Origin of the sequence: Salinivibrio sp. MA607 (assembly GCF_001996245.1) — a bacterium.
Lineage (GTDB): Bacteria > Pseudomonadota > Gammaproteobacteria > Enterobacterales > Vibrionaceae > Salinivibrio > Salinivibrio costicola.
In genome coordinates this window covers 22,389-39,845 of the sequence record NZ_MUFJ01000017.1, presented here as the reverse complement: position 1 = coordinate 39,845, position 17,457 = coordinate 22,389, and the positions used below count along the sequence as shown (strand labels likewise).

Genomic DNA, 17,457 nt, shown 5'->3' with positions numbered 1-17,457 from the left:
AGCCTTACAGGTTTTTCGCTTTTTCGAGTACTTCGTCGATGCTACCGCAGTACAGGAAAGCCTGCTCTGGAATATCATCGTACTCGCCACTGAGCAGGCCTTTGAAGCTTGCAATAGTATCTTTCAGCGAAACATAAACACCTGGTTGGCCGGTGAACACTTCAGCGACGTGGTAAGGTTGAGTCAAGAAACGTTCAATCTTACGTGCACGTGCAACCGTTAGCTTATCTTCTTCAGATAGCTCATCCATACCCAGAATAGCAATAATGTCTTTCAGCTCTTTATAGCGCTGAAGCACAGATTGCACACCACGTGCCATATCATAGTGGTCTTGACCTACCACCAAGGGGTCCAACATACGTGATGTCGAATCCAATGGGTCGATCGCTGGGTACATACCCATAGACGCGATGTTACGTGACAATACAACCGTTGCATCCAAGTGGGCAAAGGTGGTGGCTGGTGACGGGTCAGTCAAGTCATCCGCTGGCACGTAAACCGCCTGTACGGAAGTAATCGAACCAGTACGGGTAGACGTGATCCGCTCTTGCAATACACCCATCTCTTCAGCGAGCGTTGGCTGATAACCTACTGCTGATGGCATACGACCCAACAGTGCAGATACCTCAGTACCGGCAAGGGTATAGCGATAGATGTTGTCGATGAACAGTAGAACATCACGGCCATCATCACGGAATTTTTCCGCCATGGTTAGACCGGTCAGTGCGACACGCAGGCGGTTACCTGGTGGCTCGTTCATCTGACCATACACCATGGCCACTTTTGACTCTTCAGGGTTTTCGATATTAACAACACCCGCTTCCTGCATTTCGTAGTAGAAGTCGTTACCCTCACGAGTACGCTCCCCTACACCAGCAAATACAGACAGACCTGAGTGTTGCAGTGCGATGTTGTTGATAAGCTCCATCATGTTGACGGTTTTACCAACACCCGCACCACCGAACAAACCGATTTTACCGCCTTTCGCAAACGGGCAGATAAGGTCGATAACCTTAACACCGGTTTCCAAAAGCTCAGTGGAATTCGATTGTTCTTCGTAAGTTGGCGCTTCACGGTGAATCGAGTAGCGCTCTTTTTCACCAAGATCGCCACGCTCATCAATTGCATCACCCAGAACGTTGACGATACGTCCTAGCGTTGCTTCCCCAACAGGGACTTGGATTGCAGCCCCTGAGTTTTCTACTTCGATTCCACGACGCAGACCATCAGATGAGCCCATAGCGATAGCACGAATTACGCCACCACCTAGCTGCTGCTGAACTTCCAACACCAGACGCTCGCCTTCACGTTTCACATTCAACGCATCATATACCTTCGGCACTGCGTCTTGTGGAAACTCTACGTCGACTACCGCACCGATGATCTGAACGATCTTACCTGTAGCCATCGTTATTCCTCTAAACTAGTTCGTTAACCTTTGCCTTTACACCGCACTTGCGCCAGAAACAATCTCTGACAGCTCTTGGGTGATCGCAGCCTGACGGGCTTTGTTGTACACCAACTGCAGATCATCAATCAGATTACCTGCATTGTCGGTCGCAGCTTTCATCGCCACCATACGCGCCGCTTGCTCACTGGCGAGGTTTTCCACCACACCTTGATACACTTGTGACTCGGCATAGCGAACCAACAAAGTATCGAGCAAGGGCTTCGGCTCAGGCTCATAGATATAATCCCAAGCGTGGCTAGTCTGCATATCCTCGTCGTCTGACTTGGGCAAAGGCAGCAATTGATCGATCACTGGGGTCTGCACCATGGTGTTCTCAAATTTATTGAAAACAACATATAAGCGGTCCAGCTCACCTTCATTGTATTTTTTCAGCATCACCCCGACCGTACCGATCAGGTCTTCCAGTACGGGGGTATCCCCCAAACCAGAGGTTTGTGCGACTACATTTCCGCCGTAATTGTTAAAGAAAGCGGTCGCTTTCGCCCCGACCAATGCCATATCGATCTCAGCACCTTTGTGGGTCCAGCTTTCCATATCTGTGATAACATTTTTGAACAGGTTAATGTTCAAGCCACCACACAATCCGCGGTCAGTAGAAATGATGATGTAACCAACGCGCTTGGCTTCCCGCTCTTCCAAATAAGGATGACGGTACTCCAAGTTACCCAGTGCAAGATGACCGATCACTTTGCGCATAGTGACAGCATATGGACGTGACGACTCCATGGCTTCTTGCGTTTTACGCATTTTGGAGGCTGCCACCATTTCCATCGCTTTAGTGATCTTCTGTGTGTTTTTCACACTTCCGATCTTAGTACGAATCTCTTTTGCGCCGGCCATAGTTACTCTCCGTTAGTGGGTGACCACCTAAGTGGTCACCTACAATGTTACCAAGTCTGGGTCGCTTTGAAGTCGTCCAACAGCTTTCTCAACTGCGCTTCAACGTCATCGTTGTAAGCACCAGACTCATCAATCTGAGCAGCTAGGTCGGCATACTGCGCCTTCGCAAAGGCGAGCAGAGAGTGCTCAAAGTCACCGATCTTGTTCAGCTCAACGTCTTCCAAGTAGCCTTTTTCAGCCGCAAAAATAACCATGGCCTGCTCAAAGACAGACATTGGCGCATATTGCATCTGCTTCATCAGCTCGGTCACTTTCTGACCGTGATCCAATTGCTTCTTGGTTGCGTCATCCAGATCCGATGAGAACTGAGCAAATGCAGCAAGCTCACGATATTGTGCCAAGGCTGTACGAATACCGCCTGACAGTTTTTTCATGATCTTAGTTTGCGCAGAGCCACCGACACGAGAGACCGAGATACCTGGGTCAACCGCGGGACGGATACCGGCGTTGAACAGCTCAGTTTGCAGGAAGATCTGACCATCGGTGATCGAGATAACGTTGGTCGGTACGAATGCAGACACGTCACCCGCTTGGGTTTCAATGATAGGCAAGGCGGTTAATGAACCGGTTTTACCTTTCACTTCACCTTTGGTGAACTCTTCGACATAGTGCGCGTTTACACGTGCAGCCCGCTCAAGAAGACGTGAGTGCAAATAGAAAACGTCACCTGGATAGGCTTCACGGCCTGGTGGGCGACGCAATAGCAATGAAATCTGACGATAAGCAACGGCTTGCTTCGACAAATCATCATACACAATCAGCGCATCTTCACCGCGGTCACGGAAATACTCGCCCATTGCACAACCTGCATAAGGTGCCAGGTATTGCAGAGCAGCCGCTTCAGAAGCCGATGATACGACGATGATGGTGTTTTTCAGTGCATCATGCTCTTCCAGCTTGCGAACTACGTTTGCAATGGTTGAGGCTTTTTGACCAATCGCGACATAAATAGAGTAGATACCAGAGTTTTTCTGGTTAATGATCGCATCGATCGCCAACGCGGTTTTACCGGTTTGGCGGTCACCGATGATCAGCTCACGCTGGCCTCGGCCGATAGGGATCATTGAGTCAACCGCTTTATAGCCGGTTTGAACAGGTTGATCGACCGATTGACGAGCGATAACGCCCGGCGCAATCACTTCGACAGGCGAAGTGGTTTCGGTTTCGATCGGTCCTTTACCGTCGATTGGCTCACCCAAGGTGTTCACCACACGACCTAACAGTTCAGGACCCGTCGGTACTTCAAGAATGCGACCAGTACCGGTGACTTTCATGCCTTCTTGTAGGTCCGAATACGGACCCATCACAACCGCACCTACAGAGTCACGCTCAAGGTTTAATGCTAGCGCATAACGGTTACCAGGCAGTTCAATCATTTCCCCTTGCATCGCATCAGCAAGGCCATGGATACGAATAATACCGTCGCTGACTGACACGATGGTACCTTCGTTACGCGCTTCACTCACAACGTCGAATTTTTCGATGCGTTGTTTGATCAGATCGCTAATTTCCGTGGAATTAAGTTGCATGCTCCAATTCCCCAAATCAAGACTGCAATGCATCGCTCAGGCGGCGCATACGGCCACTTACTGAGTTATCGATGACCAAGTCTCCAGCTCGAATAATAACCCCGGCAACCAGGGCTTCGTCTACACTACAGTTCAGCTTTACTTTGCGCTCAAAACGCGTCGTTAGCTTTTCACTGATGGCTTGTTGTTGCTCTTCGGAAAGAGCCGTCGCTGACGTGACTTGCACATCAACTTCTTTTTCCAATTCCGCGCGCATGGCGAGAAACTGTTCACAAACCTCAGGAAGCGCTTTTAGACGCTTGTTTTCCGCCATCATTTTAATCAAATTTTGGCCGAAATCGTTGAGCTGATCGCCACCCACTGTGATGAAAATATCTGCTAATTTCTCGGCAGAGTAGGACGCGTCTAACATATGTTTTACGCGCTCATCACGGGCAATCTCAGCAGTAAAGGCAAGCATTTCAGCCCATTGGACTAACTCGCCTTTTTCTACCGCAAAATCAAAGGCTGCTTTCGCGTAGGGGCGAGCGAGTGTTGTCAGTTCAGACATTGCTGCCCCTCCTTGTTACAGTTCTGCAGTGATTTTATCGAGAAGATCTTTATGCGCGTTCTGGTCAATAGAACGCTCAATAATTTTCTCGGCACCAATAACAGCGAGCGATGCGACTTGCTTACGCAGCTCATCGCGTGCACGGTTACGCTCTGCTTCCAACTCGGCCTTACCCTGGTTTAGGATATTGTCGCGCTCAGCAGCCGCTTCGACACGTGCCTCATCGAGGATTTGTGCTTTGCGTTTGTTGGCCTGCTCGATAATGTCAGTTGCATTGCGCTTCGCTTCTTTCAATTGATCAGAAGCGTTCGCCTGGGCTAAATCCAGGTCTTTGGCGGCGCGATCAGCCGCCGCGAGACCGTCAGCGATTTTTTTCTGACGCTCTTCAATCGCTTGCATCAATGGTGGCCATACATATTTCATGCAGAACCACACAAAGATAGTGAACGCGATTGCCTGGCCTAGCAGAGTTGCGTTGATATTCACAACGGCGCCTCCTTAATCATAAGCTAAAGGGTCTGTTCAGCTATTAGCCAGTTTACAGTTGACCTACGAATGGGTTCGCGAACGTGAACAGCAGTGCAATTACGATACCGATCATTGGAACCGCATCAAGAAGACCCGCGATGATGAACATCTTAACTTGCAGCATAGGAGCCATCTCAGGTTGACGTGCTGCACCTTCAAGGAATTTACCACCCAGCAGGGCGAAACCAATCGCAGTACCAAGGGAAGCAAGACCTACAATGATGCCCACGGCAATTGCAGAAAAGCTCAATAAAGTTTCCATCACTATCTCCAGTTTTCGTTGTCGGCTATAAGCCAATAATGACTAACAAATTGCTTTCTAAAAAATGTCATCAATGATCTGAGTCTTCGTGCGCCTGCGAGAGATACACGACGGTCAACATCATAAAGACAAAGGCTTGAATCGTAATGACTAGAATGTGGAAAATTGCCCACGGCACAGAACCCAGCCATTGCGCCCACCACGGCAGTAACGCCGCGATAAGAATAAATACCACCTCACCGGCAAACATGTTACCGAACAGACGCATCCCAAGAGAAATAGGCTTCGCCAGTAACGAAACTATCTCCAACAGGAGGTTGAACGGAATCATGATCGGGTGATTAAACGGGTGTAACGCTAGCTCTTTAGCAAAGCCACCGATACCCTTTATCTTGATGCTGTAAAAAATCATCAAGAAGAACACGCCCAGCGCCATTGCAAGGGTGATATTTACGTCTGCAGTTGGAACCACTTTTAAATATGGAATACCCAACCAGTGTTCCGCCGGATAAGGAAGAAAATCGATAGGAATTAAGTCCATCGTATTCATCAGGAATATCCAGACGAAGATAGTCAGGGCCAAAGGTGCGATCAGCGGATTGCGTCCATGGAAGGTTTCGCGGACATTGTCATCAACGAATTCAACCAAGATTTCGACAAAACACTGAAGCTTACCCGGGACACCTGTCGATGCTTTCTTTGCCACTGATCGGAAAATGCCTAAGAAGACGATACCGATGAGGACAGAGAAAAACAGGCTATCAATATGAACCGCCCAAAACCCCTCACCGCTTGACAAGTGTGTCAGGTGGTGAGTGATGTAGCTAGACGGTGTAAGCGCATCACCTGACGCAGCCATAACTCATCCTATTTGTTGTTGTTAATGAATAAAACTGGCGCAAAGATATTAATCCCTAATGCCAGCAAATAGGCCAGTTTGAGGGGAACAAGTTCCACCTCGACATACAGGTAAGCAAGGACAAACAGGACGACGGTCAGTGAAATTTTTAAGACTTCACCGCCAAAGAAGGACGCGACCACAAATTTTGCAGCTCTTGCCCCACTAAAGAGGAAAGCACACGACGCAAACACAGCATTGGCTATCACAAAGATACCCCCACCGATTAACGCGGATTTTCCCCAGTCGACATTGATAGCAAGTGCCATCAAGATTGCCGTTGCTAATACGACGCCAGCCTGCAAAAGCACCAATTTTGTCGCGATTTCACGACCCGGCCGCGCGAGCGTCGATACCATGTATTTGTTCCTCGATTCCGTTCCACTTAGCACTGTTGCCGTGCTGGGAAAACAGCAAAAATTATACGTTTCGCCCCGACTAATGCAATCGCATCAATGTAAAAAAGCAGGGAAAATTTTACAACAGCGTAACCTGATCACAGTAAGCACTTTTATGTAACAAAAAGCGACTGGCATAAGTCACATTTCTTCGTCGAAAATTGCAAGAATTTGCGCTAACTTTTCAGATTCTTCGAAATTAATCACTAATTTTCCACTGCCGTTTTTCTGTTGTGTTAAAGCGACACTCACGCCAAATTTATCGCCTAGGCGTTGCTGAAGGGCTTCAACTTCAGGTGATAATTTAGGCTTTTTCGCTTCAACTGGTGGCGAAAGCATTTTTTTTACCAGTTTTTCTATTTGGCGAACCGTCATTTTCTTATTGACCGCAGTCAAAGCCGCATCAATTTGTACGTCGCCTTCCAGTGCCAGCAAGGCACGTGCGTGGCCCATTTCGAGTTGTTTGTTAAGCAGCAATTGCCGCACCCCGGATTCCAAACCATTTAACCGAAGTAGGTTACTAATAGTGGTCCGAGACTTTCCCAGTGACTCAGCAAGCTGTTGGTGAGTCAGTTCAAATTCATCCACTAAGCGCGCCAATGCCTGCGCTTCTTCCATGGCATTCAAGTTTTCGCGTTGAATGTTTTCAATTAAAGCGACCGCGCTCGCGACCTTATTGCTCATTTCTCGTACCAAACAAGGGACTTGCTTTAATCCTGCTTGTTTAGCGGCTCGCCAACGACGTTCACCGGCGATGATCTCATAGCGTCCCGCCGCGATCTGACGCACGACTAAAGGTTGAATCACACCTTGAGCGCGAATTGACTCCGTCAGTTCTTCCAGTGCGTCTTCAGCCATGCCTTGGCGCGGCTGATACTGACCCGGCTCCAGCACGGTGACCGATAACTGTTGTAATTCGCTATTGCTGGTATCGGTCGATTCAGGGACCACTGTTTGTGAAGACTGTGCCTGTGCACTGGTCGCCAATAGGGCGTCGAGGCCCTTTCCAAGCCCGCGTTTCGCTGAATTCATTGTTTTCCTCAGGCATTGACAGCGTCTGGCGAGGAGCGAGCTTGCTCTTCGCGACGCAGAATTTCACCCGCAAGGGCGAGGTAGGCTTTAGCACCGCTCGATAGTTTGTCGTAGTACATGGCGGGTCGGCCATGACTTGGCGCTTCCGCGAGCCGCACATTGCGGGGAATCACTGTACGATACACCTTATCACCGAAGTGTTTTTTGATCTGATCCGATACTTCGGTCGCTAATCGGTTTCTTGGGTCGTACATAGTGCGCAAGACACCTTCAACGTGAAGGTCGGCGTTCACCACGCTTGCCAGCTTGCTAATGGTATCCATTAAAGCAGTCAGTCCTTCCAGGGCAAAGTACTCACATTGCATCGGGACAAGAACGGAATTAGCCGCAGTCATCGCATTGATGGTCAGAAGGTTCAGGGAAGGGGGACAGTCAATAAAAATATAATCATAACGGTCAACGACAGTCTCGAGCATCGTGCGTAGACGAACCTCTCGAGCGAACACTTCCATGAGTTTTATTTCTGCTGCTGTCACATCACCGTTGGCAGCGACAAGGTGATAACTTCCCGCCGTATTTTCAACCACAACTTGTTCGAACGGTGTTTCTTCAATGAGTAGGTCATAGGCCGTTGCATGGACATCGTACTTATCGATGCCACTCGCCATGGTCGCATTGCCTTGTGGGTCCAAATCGATCAGTAGCACCTTGCGATTGGTGGCAGCCAGTGATGCTGCGAGATTGACACTCGTGGTGGTTTTACCCACGCCGCCCTTTTGGTTTGCTACCGCGATAACTTTACCCACGTGCTTTCGACCTCTACTCGTTACTCTTAGCTCTCAAGATTACTAGATGACGCGCCCCTTCCAATCCCGGTACCTTCAAAGCTTTGATATCGGTCACAGAACAATCAGCAGGAAGCGCATCAATTTCTTGTTGGTCCACTTGTCCTTTCAACGCATAGAAGCATCCTTGCGCATGCGGTAAGTGGTGACACCAGCTCACCATGTCGCTCATCGATGCAAAGGCGCGACTGAGTACAGCATCAAATCCATGCTCAGGGGTAAAGTCTTCCACCCGACTTTGGACCGGGGTCACATTTGTCAGCCCAAGTTCGTGAAGAACTTGGCGAATAAAACGAATCCGTTTACCCAAACTGTCCAATAGGGTGAACTGTTTGTCCGGATTAGCAATGGCCAATGGGATGCCTGGTAGTCCCGGTCCTGTGCCGACATCGATAAACTGTTGGCCTTTGAGGTGGGGCGAGACAACGAGACTATCAAGAATATGTTTCACCACCATGTCGTCAGGATGACGGACCGAGGTTAAATTGTAAGCTTTATTCCATTTGTGCAGCAGACGCACGTAGTCCAGTAACTGCTGTTGCTGTTGTGCTGACAGGACAAGGCCAGCTTGCGCCAGCCCATATTCGAGTTGTTGTTCCATTTTATGCCCCTTTTTTCAGCATGCCTTGCTTTTTCAAATGGACAAGCAAAATGGAGATCGCCGCCGGCGTGACGCCAGAGATACGTGAAGCTTTACCCACGGTTTCAGGGCGCGCATCGGCGAGCTTACCTTTCACTTCGTTCGATAAACCTTTTATGTGGTCGTAATCGAGATCAGTGGGTAATTCGGTATTTTCATGACGTTGTGATTTAGCAATTTCATCTTGCTGACGGTCAATATACCCCGCATATTTCACCTGAATTTCCACCTGTTCACTGGCTTGCTGATCCGCATGAGCCGGTTCAAAACTTGGCAATGTCACAATATCGCGATACCGCAACTCAGGACGACGCAGGAGATCTTCGCCATTCGCTTCGCGTGTTAACGGTGTTTTGAGCATCGCGTTCAGTGCTGCCACATCGTCAGAATGGGGATGGATCCATGTGCCACGTAACCGTTGACGCTCTTGCTCCATGTTTTCCATTTTCTGGTTAAAACGCGCCCAGCGCGTATCATCGACCAAACCGAGCTCACGGCCTTTTTCCGTCAAACGCATATCCGCATTATCTTCACGCAGCAATAGGCGATACTCAGCACGCGACGTAAACATACGGTAGGGCTCTTGCGTGCCCATGGTAGAGAGATCATCAATCAATACGCCCATATACGCTTGGTCGCGACGCGGGCTCCAACCGTCTTTGCCTTGTGCTTGCAGCGCCGCGTTACATCCTGCCAGCAACCCTTGAGCCCCCGCTTCTTCATAGCCGGTGGTGCCGTTGATTTGTCCGGCAAAGAATAACCCGCTAATAAATTTGGTTTCTAGTGTTTGCTTAAGATCGCGAGGATCGAAAAAGTCATACTCGATCGCATAACCTGGGCGGATCACTTTGGCGTTTTCAAAGCCTTTGATCGATTGAATGATCCCCATCTGCACATCAAACGGTAAGCTGGTGGAAATACCATTTGGATACAGCTCATTGCTGGTTAGCCCTTCAGGTTCAACAAAGATCTGATGTTTGTCTTTGTCGGCAAAGCGCATCACTTTGTCTTCAATCGATGGGCAATAGCGTGGACCAATCCCTTCAATGACACCGGCATACATTGGGCTTCGAGATAAGTTTTCTCGAATCACGTCATGGGTTTTTTCATTGGTATACGTGATATAGCAAGGCATTTGTTGAGGATGTTGACTGACATCGCCCATAAACGAAAAGACCGGACGTGGTGTATCACCATGTTGGGTTTGCATCACAGAGAAATCGACTGAACGCGCATCGATACGCGGTGGCGTTCCCGTTTTTAAACGATCGACGCGAAACGGCAGTGCACGTAGGCGATCGGCGAGCTTGTTCGACGGTGGATCTCCAGCGCGCCCTCCGGAGTAGTTATCCATACCAATATGGATTTTTCCACCTAAAAAGGTACCGACAGTCAACACCACAGTGGTTGCGCTGAATTTCAGTCCCATTTCTGTTTCTACCCCAGTGACGCGATCCTGATCGACGATCAAATCCACCACGGCTTGTTGGAAAAGGGATAGGTGTGGCGTGTTTTCCAGGGTATGGCGGATTGCCGCTTTGTACAACGCACGATCAGCTTGTGCTCGTGTTGCTCGTACTGCGGGTCCTTTCGACGCGTTCAGGGTTCTAAACTGGATCCCGCCTTTGTCGATAGCTTGCGCCATCGCACCGCCTAGGGCATCAATTTCTTTTACCAGGTGTCCTTTCCCGATCCCGCCAATCGCAGGGTTACACGACATTTGTCCCAAAGTGTCGATATTATGGGTTAATAACAACGTTCTTTGATTCATTCGAGCGGCGGCTAGTGCTGCCTCGGTACCAGCATGGCCACCACCCACAACGATGACGTCAAAGTGATCCTGGTAAAACATGATTAAAGCCTCAACCTGGTTAAGTGTTTGCGCATGAACTAAGCAAAAGGGGCGACATTCTAGCGCTTTTTCTCTCAACAAGGAACCAAACCTTGATCCTGATCTTCTTAAGGCTTTCGCTTTATATATATAAGATCTTTATATAGATCCTTTATTAGATCTACTACTAAGGAAGCGGATCTCAGTGGATAAGCGGTAAAAGATCATTGAGATCAAGGATCTTGGAACGATCACTTTCTGTGGGTGGCCTTGGATCGGATCCTGTATCACCTGGGATCAAAATGCCCTTTTATCCACAGGGCGATCGAAAAGAAAAACTATCAAATGGATAACTAAAGGAAGATCACTGGGTTATTCCTTAGTTATCCACAGTCTGTTTGATTAATTATTGTTCACTTAGATGCCTGAAGTAATGGCTCCCAATCGGTTAACCAGCGTTCCGCTTCATCTTCAGGCACCGGATGAGCTTGAATATCGATGTCGATTCGTTCGCCAATTTTGACGGCCCCGAGATCTTGTAATAGGGCGTCTGCTTTCATGCCAGCTTCACAAAAGGTGTCATAACTAGAATCGCCAATGCCAACCACCCCGTATTTCAACGCACGTAGCATCGGACGTTCGGTCATTAGCTGTTCCATCAAAGGGGCGATGCTCTCGGGGAAGTCGCCAGCGCCATGAGTCGATGTGACGACTAAGAGCGTGCTGGCGCCCAATACATCATCGAGGATCCCCTCATTGATAACAGCTGTTTGGTACCCCTTTGCCTGTAGTTGATCTGACAGGTGATCGCCAACATATTCCGCGCCGCCCAAGGTACTGCCTGTAATAATTGTTATATTCGCCATATTATCCTCACGATTAAGAGTCTCTTGCCTAGTATTGAGACCTTGTTCCTGGGAGTCAATTCTTGCTGAATATTGCGGGTATCTTCGGGGATGCAGTCGAGGGGATCATGGTGAAAACTATGGGGATAACTTATGATCTTATAACAAGGATAACCGCGATCAACACAGTAGGATAAAGGGATCCTTTGTGTAAGGATCCCGTGATCAGGTTGGGGATAATTATTTGCCGATACAAAATGAGGAGAAGATTTTTCCTAATAAGTCATCGGCACTAAATTCGCCAGTAATGGTGTTGAGGTACTGCTGGGTCAAGCGTAACTCTTCCGCCAATATTTCACCGGCCATGTAACCTTCTAGTTGTGTTTGACCAATGTCCAGGTGTGCGGCTGCACTGGCGAGTGCGTCTAAGTGGCGGCGACGTGCCATAAAACCCCCTTCACTGCCTCCTGCGTAGCCCATACAGGCTTTGAGGTGTTGGCGGAGTGCATCGACGCCTTGGCCTGTTTTAGCGCTAAGGCGGATAAGCGCTGGGTGGTTGGTATCGCAGTGGCCCATAGGCTCGCCCGTCATGTCGGCTTTATTACGGATCACCGTCATGCCCATATCTTGAGGTAAACGGGAGACAAAGTCAGGCCAGATATCATGTGGATCGGTAGCGTCAGTGGTGGTGCCATCCACCATAAATAAAACGCGGTCTGCTTGTTCTATTTCGTCCCACGCTCTTTCCACGCCGATGCGTTCGACCTCGTCGGTAGCGTCACGTAGGCCTGCGGTATCAATAATATGCAAAGGCATACCGTCGAGATGAATGTGTTCACGCAGCACATCGCGAGTAGTCCCGGCAATATCGGTGACGATGGCACTGTCTTTCCCCGACAAGGCATTGAGTAAGCTCGATTTACCTGCATTTGGGCGGCCAGCGATTACCACTTTCATTCCTTCACGCATGATGGCGCCTTGGTTGGCCTCTTTACGCAGTGTGGCGAGGTGCTCAATAATGTGATTGAGATCGCTGGCGACCTTACCATCGGAGAGAAAATCGATTTCTTCATCGGGAAAATCAATTGCGGCTTCGACGTAAATGCGCAGGTGAATGACCTTTTCCACCAGCGCGTTCACCTGGCTAGAGAAGGCGCCTTGTAGCGACTGTAGCGCCGAACGTGCGGCTTGCTCAGAGCTGGCATCAATCAAGTCAGCAATGGCTTCTGCTTGCGCGAGATCCAACTTATCATTTAAAAAAGCGCGTTCAGAGAATTCTCCCGGGCGAGCGGCTCGTACCCCGTCAAAGGCGCTAATCCTTTGGATGAGCATATCCATGATAACGGGGCCACCGTGGCCTTGCAGTTCAAGCACGTCTTCGCCCGTGAATGAATGAGGGCCTTTAAAGAATAGCGCGATGCCTTGATCGATAGGCTGACCATCCTGGTCGAGAAAGGGGAGGTAGTCAGCACGACGAGGCACCAGCTCACGTCCGGTCATATTTTTGCCAATCTCATGGGCGAGGGGGCCAGACACGCGAACGATTCCCACGCCGCCCCGGCCAGTTGCTGTGGCTTGCGCCACGATAGTGTCTGTTTGAGCCATAATGCACACTCTATGATTGCAGTGACAGGCCTGTGGGCCATTAACGTGAAAAAGGCGACCGCCAGGTCGCCTTTTTATTATTGCTTGACGCGGCCTGAGTTACGAGCGCGAATGCAGGCCTTTTTTCTCCAACGACTTGTAGATTAACGTCTGTTGGAGCAGCGTGACCACGTTCGATACCAACCAGTATAGAACCAGACCGGATGGGAAGAACAAGAAGAAGAAGGTGAAGACCACGGGCATAAAGGTCATGATCTTCTGCTGCATCGGATCGGTGACCGTGGTTGGACTCATCTTCTGAATCAGGAACATAGACGCCCCCATCAACAGGGGTAGCACATAGAAAGGGTCTTGTGCTGACAAGTCTTGAATCCAACCAAAGAAAGGTGCGTGACGTAGTTCGACCGATTCCATCAATGCCCAATAGAGCGCAATGAAGATCGGCATTTGCAGCACTAGCGGTAGGCAGCCACCCAGTGGGTTAACTTTTTCGCGCTTGTACAGCTCCATCATTTCTTGGCTCATGCGCTGACGGTCGTCACCAATACGCTCTTTCATTTCTTGCAGTTTAGGCTGCAGCATGCGCATTTTCGCCATCGAGGTGTACTGCGCTTTGGTAAGCGGGTACATGGCACCACGGACGATAAAGGTCAGCATAATGATTGATAGACCCCAGTTACCGACAAAGGTCTGAATGGTTGATAGCAACCAATGCAAAGGCTTGGCGATAAACCAGAGCCAACCATAGTCGACCACAAGATCCAAGCTTGGCGCCACGGCGGCCATTTGTTCTTGCAGTTTCGGGCCAACCCATAGAGTTGCCGTTAGGGTCTTACTGGTACCAGCAGGAATGGTGTCACTGGTTTTGGTCTGAATATAACCGTATTGCGAGGTGGTACGTGTGCTCAACACATTATTGTCGGCTCGTGGGATCCACGCGGTGGCAAAGTAGTGTTGAATCATGGCCGCCCAACCTTGATCAAAGGTTACGCTGAGATTTTTGCTTTCCATGTCATCAAAGCTGTACTTCTCGTAACGCTTGTCGTCCGTTGAGTAAGCGCTGCCGCGATAAGTCGGCATGGTTAGGCTACCACCATCATCCAGCAAGTTTTGTTTGAGCTGGGTGTACATAGTGACGCTGGCATTCGCATCGGTTTGGTTATTGATTGTATGCTCAACGTCTACCGCATAACTACCACGTTTAAATACAAAGGTTTTGGTATAACTGATCCCTTCTTTTTCGACTGTCATCGGGACGCGCAAAGTGTCTTGATCGTCTGAGAGAGAGAAGTCGTTCTGGGTCACCTGGTATTGTGCGCGGCCTTCAGCGGTATCAATGCCATTGGCACCAATTAAACCACTTTGGGCGACAAAGGTATGATCTGGCTTAGTATGTAGCAGGGTGAAGGCATTATCAGAGTCCAGCTCAGCATCGTATTGTGGAAGCTCGGCATGGACAACATCACCGCCTTGCGTATCAATTTTCAGTGTTAATACGTCGGTTTTGATGGTGACGAGCTTGTCAGAGACAGGCTGTGCATCAAGAGACGTGGTATCGTTACCGTCATTGCTGCTTGGCACGTCACTGTGAGTCGTTTGCTGCTGCTCAACGCCCTGTCCCTGCGGCTGCGGGGATTCTGGTTTGCTCCATTCCATGTATAGCATGAAAGAAACGAACAATAGGGCAATCAACAGGATATTGCGTTGGGAATCCATTGTTAATTGTCTCTGTTATGGTGGTCGCAAGGCGGTACAGGATCGTAGCCGCCATCATTCAAAGGGTGGCATTTTAATAGACGTTTGCCTGCCAACCAACACCCTTTTATCACACCATGGGATTGAATCGCCATGATGGCGTAATGGGAGCAGGTTGGTGTGAACCGGCATCGTGGCCCAATTAATGGGCTAATCACCAGTTGGTATCCCCGAATCAGCGCGATGAGCGCTTTTTGCGCGGCGGTCGCGACAAACGTTGCCATAACTTGTCCAATTCGTCTCGCAGCGCTTGATTACTCAGGTTGTTGGCACTTTTTTTCGCGATAACCACAAAGTCTTTCGCCGGCAGTTGATGCTGACGTAAACGAAAACTCTCGCGAACCACACGTTTAAAGCGGTTGCGATCAACGGCAAGTTTGATTTGCTTTTTCGGGACAGCTTGACCGAGACGTGGGTGTTCGAGCGCGGTGTTTCTGGCGAGTATAGTCAAGTGCGGCGAACCTGCGCGATGAGGTTGCTGAAAGACGGCACTGAAATGTTCGGGAGTTAGCAGACGTAACTCCCGAGGATAAGCGAGCTTATTCACAAATCACTACGGATTATTTAGAAAGCTGCTTGCGGCCTTTCGCACGGCGAGCGGCAATGACCTTACGGCCGTTCTTAGTCGCCATGCGCGCACGGAAACCGTGAGTGCGCTTACGCTTTAGAACTGAAGGTTGAAAAGTGCGTTTCATGGTTTCTACCTTTATTACTGATCAGTGTTAGGTTTGTTAACCCGACGTGGGAGGATAGCAGTATGCTTGTCTCCGACGCCTCTCAACAAAGAGGGCGGATTGTAGCCATTGACTAACGATTAGTCAATCACAAAACCCACGCCACTTCGGGCCGTGAATTATAAGCGCTTAGTCGCAGATCGCAAGGATCCTTGCCAACTGATCGCAAATTAAGCGGTGATCCCGACTTGATTCAAAAACTTATGCAATCGGGGATCATCACAGTGATTAAACAGCCAATCCGGTGTGCCCTGAGCGATAATATTGCCATCGTTCATAAATACCACACGATCAGCAACATCACGCGCAAACTGCATCTCGTGGGTCACCACCAGCATGGTTTGGTGGCGAGTGGCGAGCTTTTTCATTAGCGCTAACACCTCGCCTACCCATTCTGGATCGAGCGCGGATGTTGGCTCATCGAAAAGCAGTAGCTCGGCTTCCAGCGCCATCGCACGGCCAATCCCTACGCGTTGTTGTTGGCCACCCGATAAAGAGGCCGGATAGTGGTCGCCTTTATCGCCAAGCCCGATATCGTCCAAAATCTGTTGCGCGCGCTGGCGGGCTTTAGCTTTTTGCCATCCTTTTACAGTGCGCAGGCCTTCAGCAATGTTATCGCGTGCGCTCAGGTGGGCAAACAAGGCATAGTTTTGGAATACAAACCCAGTTTGACGCCGCAACGCCAGAATGTCCTTTTTTGGAGTGGCTGAATTGCCGCTATCGACGCGTTGTTCGCCGATTGTTATCACGCCTTGTTCTGCACGCTCTAGGAAATTAATGCAGCGCAATAAAGTAGATTTCCCAGTACCACTTGGACCAATAATACAAACGATTTCGCCACGTTCGATAGTCAAATCAATCCCATCGAGAACAGCGATGCCCTGATAGACTTTTTTCAACTTTTCTATTTTTATCATCGTTGATACGCCTTATTGAGGTGTGCTTCGGCCCAATATTGCACGCGGGTGAGTGCGACCACGATCGCCCAGTAAATGAGCGCGACGGCCAAGTAGGCTTCAAAAAACTTGAAACTGGATGAGGCTTCCATTTGCGCTTGTGCCATGATTTCGGTCACGCCTAGTGTAAAAGCGAGAGAGGTGGCTTTAATCATATCGATGAAATAGTTCATCAACGACGGCAGAGCAATGCGCACGGCTTGCGGTAAAATAATGCGTTGCATGGCTTGTCGCGTCGTCATGCCGATGGCTAAGCTTGCTTCCATCTGACTGCGATCGACCCCGAGAATTGCGGCACGAATCGATTCGGCCATATAGGCAGAAAAGTGCAAACTGATCCCAATCACGGCTGCAGTAAAGGCATCCATCCCCACTAAACTGGGGATCACCTGTGGTAAGCCATAATAGAGCAAAAACAACTGCACCAATAAAGGGGTGCCGCGAAAGAAACTAATGAAGATTTGCGCTAAGCCATTTAACCCAGGGACACGAAAGACGCGAATTAAGGCGATGGCGACGGCTAAGGCGAGGGAGAAAAGTAGCCCCAAAAAGGCCATTTCCATGGTGATCCCTAAATAGCTAAGCAATAGAGGGAACAGCGAGACCATATAATCGAAATCAAACGCCATGAGAGTCCTTTAAACAAAAAAGCCCGCCAACGCGGGCTTTTTAATGTTG

At 49.4% G+C, this 17,457-nt stretch carries 20 protein-coding genes; all 20 read right to left on the bottom strand.

The genetic code is table 11. The annotated features are described in order from the left end of the window. Window positions 1–4: 4 nt before the first annotated feature. The 20 genes from atpD to BZG81_RS09500 all read right to left on the bottom strand — a co-directional run bounded on the left by atpD (window position 5) and on the right by BZG81_RS09500 (window position 17,408). A complete protein-coding gene (atpD, locus tag BZG81_RS09595) occupies window positions 5–1,408 on the bottom strand; it encodes a F0F1 ATP synthase subunit beta (protein ID WP_025744735.1) in 1,404 nt (467 codons plus the stop codon). Between the two features lie 36 nt (window positions 1,409–1,444). Beyond that, entirely contained in the window at window positions 1,445–2,311 is an 867-nt protein-coding gene (gene atpG, locus BZG81_RS09590) for a F0F1 ATP synthase subunit gamma (RefSeq protein WP_025744734.1), read from the bottom strand. A gap of 47 nt (window positions 2,312–2,358) precedes the next feature. Further along, a complete protein-coding gene (gene atpA / locus BZG81_RS09585) occupies window positions 2,359–3,900 on the bottom strand; it encodes a F0F1 ATP synthase subunit alpha (protein ID WP_077677238.1) in 1,542 nt (513 codons plus the stop codon). A gap of 16 nt (window positions 3,901–3,916) precedes the next feature. Then, entirely contained in the window at window positions 3,917–4,450 is a 534-nt protein-coding gene (atpH, locus tag BZG81_RS09580) for a F0F1 ATP synthase subunit delta (RefSeq protein WP_077677237.1), read from the bottom strand. A 15-nt stretch (window positions 4,451–4,465) separates the two neighbouring features. Continuing rightward, window positions 4,466–4,936, bottom strand: a complete 471-nt coding sequence (gene atpF / locus BZG81_RS09575) for a F0F1 ATP synthase subunit B (protein ID WP_077461785.1) — start codon at window positions 4,934–4,936, stop codon at window positions 4,466–4,468. 52 nt (window positions 4,937–4,988) lie between these two features. Continuing rightward, on the bottom strand, window positions 4,989–5,240 hold the full coding sequence (atpE, locus tag BZG81_RS09570) for a F0F1 ATP synthase subunit C (protein WP_025672872.1): 252 nt from the start codon (window positions 5,238–5,240) through the stop codon (window positions 4,989–4,991). A gap of 70 nt (window positions 5,241–5,310) precedes the next feature. Beyond that, the gene (atpB, locus tag BZG81_RS09565; RefSeq protein ID WP_025744730.1) at window positions 5,311–6,099 is read right to left on the bottom strand and encodes a F0F1 ATP synthase subunit A; all 789 of its coding nucleotides are present in this window, start codon (window positions 6,097–6,099) and stop codon (window positions 5,311–5,313) included. 8 nt (window positions 6,100–6,107) lie between these two features. Beyond that, complete coding sequence (locus BZG81_RS09560; protein WP_077461786.1) at window positions 6,108–6,497, bottom strand: F0F1 ATP synthase subunit I; 390 nt, start codon at window positions 6,495–6,497, stop codon at window positions 6,108–6,110. A 180-nt stretch (window positions 6,498–6,677) separates the two neighbouring features. Further along, window positions 6,678–7,568 carry a ParB/RepB/Spo0J family partition protein gene (locus tag BZG81_RS09555; RefSeq protein WP_077661257.1) on the bottom strand — a complete coding sequence of 297 codons (891 nt, stop codon included), beginning with the start codon at window positions 7,566–7,568 and terminating at the stop codon, window positions 6,678–6,680. A gap of 8 nt (window positions 7,569–7,576) precedes the next feature. Continuing rightward, complete coding sequence (locus BZG81_RS09550) at window positions 7,577–8,374, bottom strand: ParA family protein (RefSeq protein WP_025744729.1); 798 nt, start codon at window positions 8,372–8,374, stop codon at window positions 7,577–7,579. Window positions 8,375–8,387: 13 nt separating this feature from the next. Continuing rightward, window positions 8,388–9,014, bottom strand: a complete 627-nt coding sequence (gene rsmG, locus BZG81_RS09545; protein WP_077647289.1) for a 16S rRNA (guanine(527)-N(7))-methyltransferase RsmG — start codon at window positions 9,012–9,014, stop codon at window positions 8,388–8,390. A 1-nt stretch (window position 9,015) separates the two neighbouring features. Beyond that, a complete protein-coding gene (gene mnmG / locus BZG81_RS09540) occupies window positions 9,016–10,905 on the bottom strand; it encodes a tRNA uridine-5-carboxymethylaminomethyl(34) synthesis enzyme MnmG (RefSeq protein WP_077576850.1) in 1,890 nt (629 codons plus the stop codon). Window positions 10,906–11,297: 392 nt separating this feature from the next. After that, on the bottom strand, window positions 11,298–11,750 hold the full coding sequence (mioC, locus tag BZG81_RS09535; protein WP_077661258.1) for an FMN-binding protein MioC: 453 nt from the start codon (window positions 11,748–11,750) through the stop codon (window positions 11,298–11,300). Between the two features lie 219 nt (window positions 11,751–11,969). Then, window positions 11,970–13,334 carry a tRNA uridine-5-carboxymethylaminomethyl(34) synthesis GTPase MnmE gene (mnmE, locus tag BZG81_RS09530; protein ID WP_077677236.1) on the bottom strand — a complete coding sequence of 455 codons (1,365 nt, stop codon included), beginning with the start codon at window positions 13,332–13,334 and terminating at the stop codon, window positions 11,970–11,972. Window positions 13,335–13,433: 99 nt separating this feature from the next. Beyond that, window positions 13,434–15,050: a membrane protein insertase YidC gene (gene yidC / locus BZG81_RS09525; protein WP_077461792.1), complete on the bottom strand. Its 1,617-nt coding sequence runs from the start codon at window positions 15,048–15,050 to the stop codon at window positions 13,434–13,436. A 2-nt stretch (window positions 15,051–15,052) separates the two neighbouring features. Beyond that, entirely contained in the window at window positions 15,053–15,313 is a 261-nt protein-coding gene (yidD, locus tag BZG81_RS09520) for a membrane protein insertion efficiency factor YidD (protein WP_077456636.1), read from the bottom strand. Then, window positions 15,265–15,636 carry a ribonuclease P protein component gene (gene rnpA / locus BZG81_RS09515; protein WP_025744540.1) on the bottom strand — a complete coding sequence of 124 codons (372 nt, stop codon included), beginning with the start codon at window positions 15,634–15,636 and terminating at the stop codon, window positions 15,265–15,267. Before rnpA ends, yidD begins: the two co-directional genes overlap by 49 nt. Window positions 15,637–15,649: 13 nt before the next feature. After that, a complete protein-coding gene (gene rpmH / locus BZG81_RS09510) occupies window positions 15,650–15,784 on the bottom strand; it encodes a 50S ribosomal protein L34 (RefSeq protein WP_025672864.1) in 135 nt (44 codons plus the stop codon). Window positions 15,785–15,993: 209 nt separating this feature from the next. Then, on the bottom strand, window positions 15,994–16,740 hold the full coding sequence (locus BZG81_RS09505) for an amino acid ABC transporter ATP-binding protein (RefSeq protein WP_077677235.1): 747 nt from the start codon (window positions 16,738–16,740) through the stop codon (window positions 15,994–15,996). Beyond that, window positions 16,737–17,408, bottom strand: coding sequence for an amino acid ABC transporter permease (locus BZG81_RS09500; RefSeq protein ID WP_077461794.1), 672 nt, complete (start codon window positions 17,406–17,408; stop codon window positions 16,737–16,739). Before BZG81_RS09500 ends, BZG81_RS09505 begins: the two co-directional genes overlap by 4 nt. Window positions 17,409–17,457 lie beyond the last annotated feature (49 nt).

Coding starts and splice junctions, on each gene's coding strand:
- atpD (WP_025744735.1), bottom strand. CDS start 1,408: ATGGCTACAGGTAAGATCGTTCAGATCATCGGTGCGGTAGTCGACGTA.
- atpG (WP_025744734.1), bottom strand. CDS start 2,311: ATGGCCGGCGCAAAAGAGATTCGTACTAAGATCGGAAGTGTGAAAAAC.
- atpA (WP_077677238.1), bottom strand. CDS start 3,900: ATGCAACTTAATTCCACGGAAATTAGCGATCTGATCAAACAACGCATC.
- atpH (WP_077677237.1), bottom strand. CDS start 4,450: ATGTCTGAACTGACAACACTCGCTCGCCCCTACGCGAAAGCAGCCTTT.
- atpE (WP_025672872.1), bottom strand. CDS start 5,240: ATGGAAACTTTATTGAGCTTTTCTGCAATTGCCGTGGGCATCATTGTA.
- atpB (WP_025744730.1), bottom strand. CDS start 6,099: ATGGCTGCGTCAGGTGATGCGCTTACACCGTCTAGCTACATCACTCAC.
- BZG81_RS09560 (WP_077461786.1), bottom strand. CDS start 6,497: ATGGTATCGACGCTCGCGCGGCCGGGTCGTGAAATCGCGACAAAATTG.
- BZG81_RS09555 (WP_077661257.1), bottom strand. CDS start 7,568: ATGAATTCAGCGAAACGCGGGCTTGGAAAGGGCCTCGACGCCCTATTG.
- rsmG (WP_077647289.1), bottom strand. CDS start 9,014: ATGGAACAACAACTCGAATATGGGCTGGCGCAAGCTGGCCTTGTCCTG.
- mnmG (WP_077576850.1), bottom strand. CDS start 10,905: ATGTTTTACCAGGATCACTTTGACGTCATCGTTGTGGGTGGTGGCCAT.
- mioC (WP_077661258.1), bottom strand. CDS start 11,750: ATGGCGAATATAACAATTATTACAGGCAGTACCTTGGGCGGCGCGGAA.
- mnmE (WP_077677236.1), bottom strand. CDS start 13,334: ATGGCTCAAACAGACACTATCGTGGCGCAAGCCACAGCAACTGGCCGG.
- yidC (WP_077461792.1), bottom strand. CDS start 15,050: ATGGATTCCCAACGCAATATCCTGTTGATTGCCCTATTGTTCGTTTCT.
- yidD (WP_077456636.1), bottom strand. CDS start 15,313: ATGGCAACGTTTGTCGCGACCGCCGCGCAAAAAGCGCTCATCGCGCTG.
- rpmH (WP_025672864.1), bottom strand. CDS start 15,784: ATGAAACGCACTTTTCAACCTTCAGTTCTAAAGCGTAAGCGCACTCAC.
- BZG81_RS09505 (WP_077677235.1), bottom strand. CDS start 16,740: ATGATAAAAATAGAAAAGTTGAAAAAAGTCTATCAGGGCATCGCTGTT.
- BZG81_RS09500 (WP_077461794.1), bottom strand. CDS start 17,408: ATGGCGTTTGATTTCGATTATATGGTCTCGCTGTTCCCTCTATTGCTT.